6 protein-coding genes and 1 pseudogene are annotated in these 13,621 nt (G+C 64.2%); 2 read left to right on the forward strand and 5 right to left on the reverse strand.

All coding sequences use genetic code 11. The annotated features are described in order from the left end of the window. Together ABNS06_RS03370 and ABNS06_RS03375 are read left to right on the forward strand one after the other, a co-directional pair. On the forward strand, window positions 1–1,262 hold a 1,262-nt coding region (locus ABNS06_RS03370; protein WP_348672558.1), incomplete at its 5' end, for a long-chain-acyl-CoA synthetase. Window positions 1,263–1,455: 193 nt separating this feature from the next. After that, the gene (locus tag ABNS06_RS03375) at window positions 1,456–3,504 is read left to right on the forward strand and encodes a M13-type metalloendopeptidase (RefSeq protein WP_348672559.1); all 2,049 of its coding nucleotides are present in this window, start codon (window positions 1,456–1,458) and stop codon (window positions 3,502–3,504) included. Window positions 3,505–3,560: 56 nt separating this feature from the next. Here ABNS06_RS03375 and ABNS06_RS03380 read toward each other — a convergent pair whose 3' ends face one another. The 5 genes and pseudogenes from ABNS06_RS03380 to aceE all read right to left on the reverse strand — a co-directional run bounded on the left by ABNS06_RS03380 (window position 3,561) and on the right by aceE (window position 13,470). Beyond that, the gene (locus tag ABNS06_RS03380) at window positions 3,561–4,325 is read right to left on the reverse strand and encodes an SDR family oxidoreductase (RefSeq protein WP_348672560.1); all 765 of its coding nucleotides are present in this window, start codon (window positions 4,323–4,325) and stop codon (window positions 3,561–3,563) included. A gap of 332 nt (window positions 4,326–4,657) precedes the next feature. Beyond that, complete coding sequence (locus tag ABNS06_RS03385) at window positions 4,658–8,308, reverse strand: PAS domain S-box protein (protein WP_348672562.1); 3,651 nt, start codon at window positions 8,306–8,308, stop codon at window positions 4,658–4,660. 224 nt (window positions 8,309–8,532) lie between these two features. Continuing rightward, a complete protein-coding gene (locus ABNS06_RS03390) occupies window positions 8,533–9,033 on the reverse strand; it encodes a paraquat-inducible protein A (protein WP_348672563.1) in 501 nt (166 codons plus the stop codon). Window positions 9,034–9,094: 61 nt separating this feature from the next. Continuing rightward, window positions 9,095–10,783: a dihydrolipoyllysine-residue acetyltransferase gene (gene aceF / locus ABNS06_RS03395; RefSeq protein WP_348672564.1), complete on the reverse strand. Its 1,689-nt coding sequence runs from the start codon at window positions 10,781–10,783 to the stop codon at window positions 9,095–9,097. Beyond that, a pseudogene (aceE, locus tag ABNS06_RS03400) lies at window positions 10,780–13,470 on the reverse strand (pyruvate dehydrogenase (acetyl-transferring), homodimeric type). Before aceE ends, aceF begins: the two are co-directional and overlap by 4 nt. Window positions 13,471–13,621: the final 151 nt, after the last annotated feature.

Below are 13,621 nucleotides of genomic sequence, written 5' to 3' on the forward strand. Positions count from 1 at the left end.
ATGACCTCGCCGAGCAGCAGGCCGGCAGCAATCCGTCGACGACGCCGGACGTGCGCGCCGACCAGCCATGCTTCTACATCTTCACGTCGGGCACCACCGGCCTGCCCAAGGCCTCGGTGATGACGCACTACCGCTGGCTCTCGGCGATGGGTGGCGTCGGCAATGCGACGCTGCGGCTGCGGGCCGACGACGTGTTCTATGTCTGCCTGCCGCTCTACCACAACAACGCGCTCACGGTGTCCTGGAGCAGCGTGCTGTCGGCCGGTGCCTGTCTGGCGCTGGACCGTAAATTCAGCGCCAGCCGGTTCTGGGATCGCATTCGGGACAACGGGGCCACCGCGTTCTGCTACATCGGTGAGCTGTTGCGCTACCTGCTGAATCAGCCGCCGACCGGGTGCGACCGGGATCACGCGGTGCGTCTGATCACCGGCAACGGGCTGCGCCCCGAGATCTGGGGCGCGTTTCAGCAGCGCTTCGGGATCGAGCGCATCTACGAGTTTTACGGCGCCAGCGAATCGAACATCGCGTTCATCAACGCTTTCGGCGTGGACCGGACCGCGGGCTTCACGCCCATGGCGTTCGCGATTGTCGAATACGACATTGATGCCGACGAGCCGGTGCGGCAGGGCGCCAGGCAGCGAATGCGGCGTGTTGGCCGGGGCAATGTGGGGCTGCTGATCAGCAAGGTCACCAACCGGCGGCCGTTCGACGGCTACACCGATCCCAAGGCCAGCGAACGCAAGTTGCTGCGCAACGTGTTCCGTGAGGGTGACTGCTGGCTGAACACCGGTGATCTCGTGCGGGATCAGGGCCTGCGGCATATCCAGTTCGTTGACCGGACCGGTGACACGTTCCGCTGGAAGGGCGAGAACGTGGCGACGGGGGAGATCGAAGGAGTGCTGGCCAAGCTGCCCGGGATCGAGCACGGCGTCGTCTACGGCGTGCAGGTGCCCGATCATGACGGTCGCGCGGGCATGGCCGCGGTGACCCTGCGCGACGGGCAGGACTTCGACGGTCGGGTGCTCGCCAGCGGCTTGTGCGAGGCGCTGCCCGCCTATGCGGTGCCGGTGTTCATCCGGTTGCGCACCGAGCACGACACCACCGGCACCTTCAAGTACCGCAAGGTCGAACTGAAGGCCGAGGGGTTCGATCCCGTCGCGGTTACCGATCCGATCTACGTGCTGCTGGATCGCGATGTCGGCTATCAGCGATTGACCACCCAGATGGTCGAGGACATCACATCGGGCGCGGTACGCCTCTGACGCCCCGCCCTCCGGGCGATGTCACCCGGAGGCTTGTCTGAACATTCCGGATACGCCTGCGACCGTTTTGCCAGGTTGCGGCATCCTGCCCTTACAAGGGCAGACCGCGCTGATCGAAAGCCGCGGTTAATGGTTTTTCCGAGCGGACTGGCGTTTCTGCTAGCCTGCCCGGGTTTTTTGTCAGGTATTTCCAGTGATCAAACACCTTTTATTGGGCGGCGCCGCGCTTGGCGTGGTCGCCTGCTCGCATCTGTCGTCCCAGGATTCCGGGTCCACCGCGGTGTCCGATGCGCCGCTGGCCTCCGGGGTCATTCATGAGAATTTCGACACCTCGGTCAAGCCGCAGGACGACTTCTACCGCTGGGTGAACGGCACCTGGATGGATCAGACCGACATTCCCGCCGACCGCTCCAACTACGGTGCATTCAGCATCCTGGCCGACCGTGCGGAAAAGCAGTTGCGCGAGATCATCGAGACCGCCGCCGCGACCGATGCCGCCGAGGGCTCGGACGAGCAGAAGATTGGAGATTTCTACGCCAGCTTCATGGATGTCGAGACCGTCAACGCGTTGGGCGCCGAGCCGCTCGCCGAGGAGTTCGCGCGGATTGATGCGCTGACCTCCACCGAGGACTTCCCGGCGCTTTGGGCGCATCACCAGCTGATTGGCGTCGGCGGCCTCTATGGCGCCTATATCTATCAGGACGCCAAGAACTCCGATCAATACACGATCTACTTCACCCAGTCGGGCACCGGATTGCCGGATCGTGACTACTACCTGGAAGACACGGAGGCCTTTGCCGGAATTCGTGAGGCGTATGTCCGGCATATCGAGGCCATGCTGAATCTGGCCGATATCGATGATGCACCCGCCAAGGCCCAGGCGATCTTCGCGCTGGAAACCGAGCTGGCGAAGGCGCAGTGGACCAAGGTCGACAGCCGCGATATCACCAAGACCTACAACAAGGTGGCCGTGGCCGAGCTGGGTGAGCTGACCCCCGGTTTCGACTGGGGCAGCTTCCTCGCTGAAGCCGGCGTGGACATTGATGCGGTCATCATCCGCCAGCCCAGCTTCTTCGAGGCAACCGACGGACTGATCACCGACACCGACATGGCGACCTGGAAGGCCTACCTCAAGTGGAAGGTGATCGATTCCTTCGCGGGTTTCCTGTCGGAGGATTTCGTCAATCAGGACTTTGCCTTCTACGGCACCACCCTGCGGGGCACGCCGGAGAATCGGCCGCGCTGGAAGCGGGGCGTGGCCAGTGTCGAGCATTCGCTTGGCGAGGTACTGGGTCGTCAGTACGTCAAGCAGCATTTTCCGCCGGTCGCCAAGCAGCGGATGGAACGCCTGGTCGACAACCTGTTGCTGGCCTACGAGCAGTCCATCAAGGAGCTGGACTGGATGACCGACGAGACCAAGGACGAGGCTCTGAAAAAGCTCGCGACCTTCCGGCCGAAGATCGGTTATCCGAACAAGTGGAAGGACTACTCCGCGCTGGAGGTGAAGGCCGACGACCTGTTCGGCAACATCGTTCGTTCCAACCTGGTCGAGGCCAGGCGCGACATCGCCAAGCTCGGTGGTCCGGTGGACGAGGACGAATGGCACATGACGCCGCAGACGGTGAATGCCTACTACAACCCGGTCGCCAACGAGATCGTGTTCCCGGCGGCCATCCTGCAACCGCCGTTCTTTGATCTGGAAGCCGAGGACGCGGTGAACTACGGCGGCATCGGCGCGGTGATCGGCCACGAAATTGGTCATGGATTCGATGACCAGGGATCCAAGTTCGATGGCGAGGGCAATCTCAACAACTGGTGGACCGATGCCGACCGCGAGGCGTTCAACACCCTGACCGCGAAGCTGATCGACCAGTACGACGCCTACGAGCCGCTGCCCGGCTATCACGTCAACGGGCAGCTCACGCTGGGCGAGAACATCGGTGATCTCGGCGGCTTGAGCATCGCCTACGAGGCCTATCATCTGGCGCTCGACGGCCGGCCGGCTCCGGTCATCGACCGGCTCACCGGCGACCAGCGTCTGTTCATCGGCTGGGGCCAGGTCTGGGCGCGCAAGTTCCGGGACGAGGCGCTGATCGAGCGGGTCAAGTCCGACCCGCATTCACCGAGCGAGTACCGCGCCAACGGCACGCTGGAGAACGTCCCCGCGTTCCACCAGGCCTTCAACACCCGTCCTGGTGACGGCATGTGGAAGGACCCGGAAGACCGGGTGCAGATCTGGTGATCTGAAATCGACCGCGAAAGGCCGGGGCATGACCCCGGCCTTTTCGTATCCGCCATCTACGCGCGGTGGATCGAGACGCCACCGTCCGCCAGCAACGCGCTGCCGGTGACGAACGATGAGGCATCGGACGCCAGAAACAGCGCCGCGGCGGCGATTTCCGCGGGGCTGGCCAGGCGGCCCAGTGCGTGAAGATTCTCCACATGCGCGCGCGCCGCTGCGTCGGGCGCGGCGGCTTGTCCCATCGGCGTATCCGTGCCGCCGGGCAGCAGCGCGTTGACGCGAACCTTCCGGGCTCCGTATTCCGTCGCCAGCACGCGAGTCAGGCCGATCAGGCCGGCCTTGCTCGCCGCATAGGCGCTCATGCCGGGCAATCCGGTCGCATGGCCGACGAAGGTCGAGGTGAAGATGATGGACCCGCCGCCGGCCTCCGCGCAGGCGGGCGCCTGGTACTTGGCGGCCAGGAAGGCACTGGTGAGGTTGGTGGCCAGCGTGGCCTCCCAGGCGGCTCGTGTCTGGTCCGCGATCGGGCCCGGCTCCCCCAGCGTTCCGGCATTGTTGAAGGCGATATCCAGTCGGCCAAACGCGGAAACGGCCGTGTCGACCAGTCGCTGGGCGAAGGCCTCGCTGGTGACATCACCGGGGACCGCGATCGCCTCGCCTCCGCCGGATCGGATGGCCGCGGCCACGCCCTCCAGGACATCGGCCCGCCTTGCCGCGAGTACCAGGCGGGCGCCGCGGTTGGCGAACAGTCGTGCCGCAGCGAGACCAATGCCGCTGCTCGCACCGGTGATGATCGCGATCTTGCCGTCCAGCTCATGCATGCCATTGCTCCGAGAATTCGAGCGGGCAGGCTAGTCATTGCCGGCGTGCGGTGCCGGCCGTTTTCGGCCTCCGAATCGGGGGCGTGCGCTCAGTTGTCGCTGCGGCGGAACTGCGGGGTCCAGGGTGACGCTCGTCGACACGGATTCATCCGCGGGATGCAGGCGACGACGTCGCGGAGCCCGTCGAGCGCCTGAGCCTCCGTCATGCCGGGGCTGCCAGCGACCGGGCTGCTTCCTGAAGCCGGCCACGCCATCGATTCTGCGGCGTGCCGGCTGATTGGATCAGCCTCGTTGCCAGCGATACAGACTGATGTGCTGGCGTAAGGCCCGCATCACTGCGGCTCGTCCGGCAGATAGCGCAGGCCGGCTGAACTGGAACGGATGATTCTGGACTCAAACTCCGCCGCCTGTACCGCGCGACCGCACAGCCAGCCCTGAAAGGCGTCGCATCCCAGTGATTCGAGCAAGCTGGCCTGGTCTTCGGTTTCCACGCCTTCCGCGACGACGTTCAATTTCAGTGCCTGGGCGACGGACAGAATCGCCTTGATCACTTCGCGCATCTGCTCGCTCTCGGTCACGCCCGTGACAAACGAACGGTCGATCTTGAGCACATCCACATTGAACTGGTTGAGGTAGCCGAGGGAGGCGTGACCGGTCCCGAAGTCATCGATCGCGATGGTCAGGCCAAGCTGGTTCAGCGTCTTCAGGGTTCGCCGAACGCTTTTGCTGTTTTCCAGCAGAAGGCCTTCCGTGATCTCGATTTCCAGCCACTCTCCCTTGCAGCCGGTTTCATCCAGGATCGCGGCCACTCGGTCTTCCAGTCTGCCCATCTGAAACTGGCGTATGGAGCAATTGACGGCGATCCGAACCGGGTTGGCGGGAAGCCGGGCATTCGATCGCACGGCTTGCTGGCAGGCCTTTCGCAGCACCCATTCCCCGATGGCAACGGCCGAACCGGTTTCTTCCGCGAGAGGGATGAATCTGTCGGGTCCGATGAGGCCGCGCACCGGGTGTCGCCAGCGCAGCAAGGCCTCCGCGCCGATCAGGTGACGGTCGGACAAGCGAATTTTCGGCTGAAACCACAGCTCCAGCTCGTCGCGTTGGATGGCCTGATGCAGTTCGGAGCTTAGTTCCATTCGCTCGTTCGCGGAGTCGCTCATCTCCTGACGGAAGAACTGGCAACGATTTCTTCCGATGGCCTTCGCGACATACATTGCCTGGTCAGCGAATGCGAACAGCTCGTCCAGTTGCTGGCTGTCGGTCGGGCTGCTGGCGATGCCGATGCTGGCGGAGATGAACACTTGCCGACCGTCGATCTCGAACGGTCGGGCGAGCTCCGCCAGCATCCGCTCGGCCAGCGCCTCGGTGGTGTTGGTGTCAACGGCGTTTTGCACCAGAACCGCGAACTCGTCGCCGCCCAACCGGCCGATCATGCATTCGTTGGTCGCCAGCTTCATGAGTCGGCCGGCAGCGTCCCGCAGCAGCCGGTCACCCGCAACATGTCCAAGGCTGTCATTGACGTCCTTGAAATGATCGAGATCGATCATGAGCAGTGCGAACGCCGGCGGGTCGGATGACTCCAGCAGGGCGGCCACATGCTCACGGATCAGGGTGCGGTTCGGTGTCCCGGTGACGTTGTCGTAGTAGGCCAGGCGATGCACTTCTTCGCGCCGATTCACATCCGAGGTGACGTCACGTCCGATGGCGATCACTCCGGTGAGCACGTTGTCGCTGTCGACCTCCGGCGCGATGCGAACGCTGCACCAGCGGATGGCCTGGTCTCGCGTTCGATAACGAACTTCGATCTCCGATTCTCGTCCGGACTGGAAGACCGCACGCAGTTCCGACGTGAACGCGTCGGCATCAAGATTCATCTGCGCTCGTACTTCGTCTTGTGCCAGCTCGCTCAGGGTTGCGCCGACACTGTTCAGCAACGCGGGGTTCGCGTAGCGGAGCTTCAGCTGGCGGTCATACCGGGCGATGAAATCCGGTGAACTTTCGACCAGCGTTCGAAACTCTCTTTCGCGGCGCTCCAGTGCCTTTTCGTCGCGGCGACGTTGCGTGACATCCTCCTGGATCCTCAGATAGTGGGTGATGCGGCCGTCCGCCTGTTTGACGGGAGAGATGTGGGCGTACTCGATGATGGAATCGCCGTCGGCGGTACGGCTGGTGAACTCGCCCTTCCAGCTGAGTCCCTGATCCAGGCGTGTGTTCAGTTCGCTGAAGATGATTTCCGGCGTGTCCGGAGAGTTGATGATCGAGATGTTCTCTCCGACGATCCGGTTTCTCGGATAGCCCGATCTGGCGACGAACGCGTCGTTGACATAGTCAACGACCCCGTTGAGATCCGTGATGATGACGCTTTGCGAGGTTTGTTGAACCGCGAGCGAGAGCTGCAATATCCGGTTCCTGGTCTCGTAGAGTTCGCTGACGTCGCGCAGCTGTTCGACCATGCCGATCGGGTCGCCGTTTTCGCCGCGCAAGCGCCCGGCGACGACGCTGAAGTGCCGGGTCGACGCTCGTTGATCGGAGCAGGCCATCATCACCTGTTCGGAACTCCGTTCCAGCAAGTCGTAGTCGTGTGGCAGGTCTTGGTTCTCGAGTACGCTCACGGCCATCGGACGCGCACCGCCGTGAATCACTGACGCGCAGGCCTGCGGGTTTTGTCCCAGCATTTCCTGCGCGGAAACGCCCGTCAGCGCGGTCATCGCCCGGTTCCATGCGGTGACGCGGTTGTCACGATCAAACACCACCGTGGGATCAGGGAACTGATCGAACAGCGCTTCGCGTTCGTGCTTGTGCGCGCGAATCACCTGCGCGGCCTGCCGCTCATCCGTGATGTCGCGGGCGTAGCCCATCACTCCCGCGATCTCGCCATCGAGCTTCAGCGGCAGCTTGTGCGTTTCCACCCAACGGTCTTCACCGCCGTCCTCGAAGGGTTCGACCATCGACATCGGCTTGAGGGTTCGGAGTGTCGTCAGGTCGTCCCTGCGGTAGCGTTCCGCCAGTGTCGGCCAGTAGTCCTGGTCGTTCTTCCCGATGAGCTCTTGTGGAGAACAGGCACCCGCCGCGGACACGAACGCCCGGTTGACGGCCAGATAGCGACCTTCGGTGTCCTTGAGCCAGACCAGGAACGGAAAGTTGTCCAGCGCAGCTTGCAGGTACCGCTCCTGCTCGTGGAGTTTGCGTTGCGCGTCGTTTCGTTCGGTGACATCCCTGACCACGCAGAACGCCAGGTCTTCCCCGCCCCACTCCAGCGCGTTGATACGGATTTCGACGTCGATCAGCGAGCCGTCCTTGCATCGACAGCGAGTCTCGAACAACGGAGTTCGCCCGAACCGATCCGAGCGCGCTATGGCCAGACACTCCTCCTGGCTGTAGACGACATCCCAGTCCCAGACGAACATGCCCATCATCTCGTTCACGGTGTATCCGAGCATGCGGGCAAAGGATGGCGAGACATCCACCGCCTTCATCGCCCGATCCAGGGTCACGAATCCGTCGCCGGAGTTCAAAAGGTGGGCGCGCTGCCGTTCCAGCTCATCGCGGAGCAGGTGCTCGCGGGAGAGCCAGTGGCCGACTTCCCGGACGCTCCAGCAGACATGGGCGTCGGCGTCGAGCTTGCTCGCGGAAATCTCCACGTCGAGGTGCATCCCGTTGCCCATGTGCAGCCGGGCGTGCCACTGGCCGCCGAGGGCGGGCGACGTGCCGAGTACGGCATCGGATCGGGCATCGGCAAACAGGCGGGACACGGAAAGGCCCAGCAAGTCCTCACGGGGTCGGGACATCAGGGCGACCAGGCGTGCGTTCACCTGAACGATGGCCCGCGTATCGGCTCGCCAGACCAGGAAGGCATCCGGAAGCGTCTCCACCCAGAGCAGCGATCGCGGCGCGACCCCTTCGTTGGCAGCGGCCGCGGATGAGTGCAGCGCATCCCGCGCCGAGGCGCCGGACTTGCGAACGCTCCGCAAATCGTCAGCCATGACCGGGATGAATCCTGTGGGCCGGCTCCGCCCCCACCCGGGGCATACGCGCTATGTGGCCGCCGATGTGCCGCAACACATCGAAGCTACGCTGATTCATGTTCAGTCTGCTCCCCGCTTCTTCTGGACACCGAGTATCGGCGCCTCGGGGAGATTCTCCACCCTTGTCCAGCCTTGCGCGGGCGGGCGTCAGGCCTCCCCCGGGTCTCGCGGCGGGTCTGTTATCAGCCGTCCGAACGCTGGAGTTTTGGAGCCCAGGTGAAGATCGTCGACACCAGATTCACCAGCAGGATGGATGCGACGAAGTAGTAGAGACCATCGAGAAGCTGAGCATCCGTCATGCCGTTCATGCGTGCGCTGACGATCAGGATGGCGATGACGAAAACGTCCAGCATCGACCACTTGCCCAGCGCCCCCAGCACCTTCATGCCGAGGCCGCGTGGCTGACCGAGGTGGGCAAGCACCAGCAGCCACAGGTTCTTCACCACCGGGAACAGGATGGAAAACAGCATGATGATGCTGCCCAGGAAGGTCTCGCCGCTTTCCAGCAGCGTCATCGTCCCGCTCCACAGCGAGATGGTGTCGGAGAAGATCCAGAACTGCTCGAAGCGGATCATCGGTTCGGTCAGCCCGGCCACCAGCAGCCCCAGCGCCGCCCACAGCACCAGGATCAGCGGGATCCGATAGACCCAGGGCAGACGGGTCGTTTCGCGTTGTTCACTCACGGAGAGTCGTCCTTGTGGTTTTGGCGTGGCCGCCGTTGCTAACTCCCCTCCGCGACCTGAACTATAAGACCACCCGCCTGTAGTCCGACAGCAGATCGGACAAATAGACCACGAACCGGGCCGCCGCCGCCCCATCGATCACGCGATGATCGTAGGACAGGGACAGCGGAAGAATCGTGCGCGGGACGAATTCGCTGCCATTCCAGACCGGCTTCACCTCGTTGCGGGACACGCCGAGAATCGCGACCTCCGGTGAGTTGACGATGGGCGTGAACGCCGTGCCGCCGATGCCGCCCAGGCTGGAGATGGAAAACACCGCGCCCTGCATGTCGCCGGGGCCGAGCTTGCCGTCGCGCGCCTTCTTCGCCAGCTCCGCGGTCTCCGCCGCGATCTGGACGATGCCCTTGCGGTCCACGTCCTTGACCACCGGCACGACCAGGCCGTTCGGCGTGTCGGCCGCGAAGCCGATGTGCCGGTACTTCTTCATGACCAGCGACTCGCCGTCCGGGGTCAGCGAGCTTGCGAATTCCGGGTGCTTGTCGATTGCGTGACAAACCGCCTTGATCAGGAACGGCAGCATGGTCAGCTTGGCCGCGTGCTTGTCCTTCTCGGCCTGGCGGAAGGCTTCCAGATCGGTGACATCGGCGTCGTTGAACTGGGTGACGTGCGGAATCAGCAGCCAGGACTTGTGCAGGTGTTTGGAAGACAGCTTGCGGATGCGTGCCAGCTCGATCGTCTCGATCTCGCCGAACTTGCTGAAGTCGACCGCGGGCTGCGCCGGCAGACCGGAGCCGGCGGCGACCGTGCTGGCGCCACCACCGGATGGACCCTGCTGCATCACCTGCTTGACGTGTTGCTGCACGTCTTCCTTGAGGATGCGGCCTTTCGGGCCGGAGCCGTGCACGCCGGCCAGGCTTACGCCAAGCTCGCGGGCGAACTTGCGGACGGCCGGTGACGCGTGGGCCGGCACCTTGCTGCGCGTGGTGTCGTCGGCCGGTTTTGCCGGTTCGGGTTTCGGTGCCGGCTTGGCCGAGGATTCGGTCTTCTCCGGCGGTTTGGACTCGGCCGGCTTCGCGGCGGGTTTGTCGTCGCCGGCGGGCTTCTCCGGTTTGGGCGCCGTCTTGCCGGTGGTGCGCACGGTGGCGACCAGATCACCCTGAGCCACCGAATCGCCGGTCTTCACGGCCAGGCTGACGACGGTGCCGGCGACGGTGGACGGCACGTCCATCGTGGCCTTGTCCGACTCCAGCGTCACCAGGCCTTGCTCGACCTCGACGCTGTCGCCCTCGGCGACCAGCACCTCGATGATCTCGACCGCGTCGAAGTCGCCGATGTCCGGCACGGTGACCTGAATTTCCTCGGGCTCGCCGTCCGCGTCGTCGTCGGCAGCTTCCTCGGCGGTGGCTTCGGGTTCGTCGGCCGCCGCTTGCTCGTCGGTTGTCTTCGTGGCGTCGTCGGCCTCGGCGCTGGCGCTGTCCTCAGCCGGCTCGTCCGGCGCGTCGTCACCGGCATCCTCGGCCTCGATCTCGGCGACGGCATCGCCCTGAGCGACCTTGTCGCCGACCTTGACCAGCAACTTCGTGATCTTGCCGGCGGCCGTGGACGGCACGTCCATGGTCGCCTTGTCCGATTCCAGCGAGACCAGGCCGTCTTCCACGGCGACGGTATCGCCCTCGGCGACCAGCACCTCGATGATCTCGACCGCGTCGAAATCGCCGATGTCGGGGACCTTGACCGTGATCGTGCTCATACCGTCACCGGGTTGGGCTTGTCGGGGTTGATATCCAGATCCTTGATCGCCTTGGCTAGCACCTTGCGCTCCAGCATGCCGTCCTTGACCAGGGACTGCAGCGCCGCGAGCGTGATCCAGCGCCGGTCGACCTCGAAGAAGTCGCGCAGGGCCTCGCGGGTGTCGGAGCGGCCGAAGCCGTCGGTGCCCAGCACGTTGTAGGTGTGTGGCACCCACGGGCGGATCAGGTCTCCGTAGGTCTTGATGTAGTCGGTGGCGGTGATCACCGGGGCATCGACCTCGGCGAGCTGCGTGGTCACGAACGGATCGCGCGGTTCCTCGTCCGGGTGCAGCAGATTCCAGCGGTCGCAGTCCAGTCCGTCGCGGCGCAGTTCGGTGAAGCTGGTGACGCTCCAGACGTCGGCGGCGACCTTGTACTCGGACTCCAGCAGGTCCGCGGCGGCCATGGCCTCGCGCAGGATCGATCCGCAGGACAGCAGTTGCACGCGCTTCTTCTTCCGCTTGTCGCCCTGGCGCAGCCGGTACATGCCGCGCTTGATGCCGTCCTCGGCACCCTCGGGCAGTTCCGGATGCGCGTAGTTCTCGTTCTCGCAGGTGAGGTAATAGAAGATGTCCTCGCCTTCGTCGTACATCCGGCGCAGGCCGTCCTGCACGATCACCGCGATCTCGTAACCGAAGGTCGGGTCATAGGCGCGGCAGTTGGGAATGCAGTCGGCTAGCAGATGGCTGTGCCCGTCCTGGTGCTGCAAGCCTTCGCCGTTGAGCGTCGTGCGCCCGGCGGTACCACCGATGAGGAAGCCGCGGGCGCGCATGTCGCCGGCGGCCCAGGCCAGGTCCATGATCCGCTGGAATCCGAACATCGAATAGAAGATGTAGAACGGGATCAGCGTGGTCTGGTGGTTGGCGTAGCTGGTCGCCGCCGCCACCCAGGACGACATCGAACCGGCCTCGGTGATGCCCTCCTCCAGGATCTGACCGTCCTTGGATTCCTTGTAGAACGCCAGCTGGTCGGCATCCTGCGGCTCGTAGAGCTGACCGACCGGCGAGTAGATGCCGAGCTGGCGGAACATGCCCTCCATCCCGAAGGTCCGGGCCTCGTCCGGGACGATGGGGACAATGCGCTTGCCGACCTGCTTGTCGCGACAAAGTGTCTGCAGGACACGGACGAAGGCCATGGTCGTGGAGATTTCCCGATCACCCGACCCCTTGGTCACCGAGCTGAACGCGTCCAGCGCCGGCAGATCCAGCGATTCCCTGACCACGCGCCGCGCCGGCAGCGAACCGCCCAGGTCTTCCCGTCGCTGCTTGAGGTAGCGGATCTCCTCGGAGTCGTCGGCCGGGCGGTAGAACGGCACGTCCTTGATCTGATCGTCGCTGATCGGAATCTAGAAGCGGTCGCGGAACTTGCGCAGCGCGTCCTCGCCCATCTTCTTCTGTTGATGGGTGATGTTCTGGCCCTCGCCGGCCTCGCCCATGCCATAGCCCTTGACCGTCTTCGCGAGGATGACGGTCGGCCGGCCTTCGGCGGTGTTCACCGCGTGGTGGTAGGCGGCGTACACCTTGTGCGGGTCGTGGCCGCCGCGGTTGAGCCGGGCGATGTCGTCGTCGGACATGCGCGCGACCATTTCCTTGAGCTCCGGATATTTGCCGAAGAAATGCTCGCGCGTGTACGCGCCACCCTTGGACTTGAAGTTCTGGTACTCGCCGTCGACCGCTTCGTTGAAGCGCTGCAGCAATTTTCCGCTGCGGTCCTGCGCGATCAGCGGGTCCCAGGCGGCACCCCAGATCACCTTGATCACGTTCCAGCCTGCGCCGCGGAAGGTGCCCTCCAGCTCCTGGATGATCTTGCTGTCGCCGCGGACCGGGCCGTCCAGTCGCTGCAGGTTGCAGTTGACCACGAAGATCAGGTTGTCGAGACCTTCGCGCGAGGCGATGTCGATGGCGCCGAGGGATTCGGGCTCGTCCATCTCGCCGTCACCGCAGAAGCACCAGACCTTGCGGCCTTTGGTCTTCGTCAGGCCGCGGTTCTCCATGTACTTCATCAACCGCGCCTGGTAGATCGCCATGATCGGGCCCAGACCCATGGAGACCGTCGCCAGCGACCAGAACTCGGGCATCAGCCAGGCGTGAGGGTAGCTGGACAGTCCGCCGGGCTGAGTCTCCGTGCGGAAGCGGCGGAGCTGGTCCTCGGTCAGGCGGCCTTCCAGGAACGCCCGTGCATAGATGCCCGGCGCGCTGTGCCCCTGGATGTAGAGCAGATCGGGACCATCGGGGTGGTCCGGTCCCTTGAAGAAGTGGTTGAAGCCGACGTCGTAAAGCGTCGCCGCCGAGCCGAAGCTGGCGATGTGGCCGCCGATGCCGTCGTGTTCGCGGTTGGCGTGCACGACCATGGCCGTCGCGTTCCAGCGGATCAGGGAGCGAATCTTCCACTCCAGCGCATGGTCGCCGTCACTTCTGACTTCGCCGTGCGGCGGAATCGTGTTGATGTAGGCGGTGTACGGGGAGTGCGGGATAAACGTGCCGCCGCGCCGAGAGCGCTCCAGCAGTGACTCCAGCAGGTAGTGCGCGCGCTCCGGCCCTTCCGTTTCGATGACGGCCTCGAAGGCGTCCAGCCATTCTTGGGTTTCCGTCGGATCCGTGTCGGTCTGATCGGACAACGTGGCGTCAAAGACGCGGCCTTCGGTCATGCGATGACTCCTAGGGAAGCTCAGAATGAATCGCGCCGCCAAGTTGCTGCCTGAAAACAGGCCAGGCAAGGCGCGAGAAGCGAAGTTTGGTCGTTCCAAATGAACGACGAGCAACGCCGCATGGCCTGTTTTCAAGCGCAATCCGCATGGA

The organism is uncultured Abyssibacter sp. (genome assembly GCF_964000955.1).
Classification (GTDB): domain Bacteria; phylum Pseudomonadota; class Gammaproteobacteria; order Nevskiales; family OUC007; genus Abyssibacter.

Excerpts from the sequence above, each read along its gene's own strand:
- aceF (WP_348672564.1), bottom strand. The coding sequence starts at position 10,783 with ATGAGCACGATCACGGTCAAGGTCCCCGACATCGGCGATTTCGACGCG.
- ABNS06_RS03380 (WP_348672560.1), bottom strand. The coding sequence starts at position 4,325 with ATGCATGAGCTGGACGGCAAGATCGCGATCATCACCGGTGCGAGCAGC.
- ABNS06_RS03385 (WP_348672562.1), bottom strand. The coding sequence starts at position 8,308 with ATGGCTGACGATTTGCGGAGCGTTCGCAAGTCCGGCGCCTCGGCGCGG.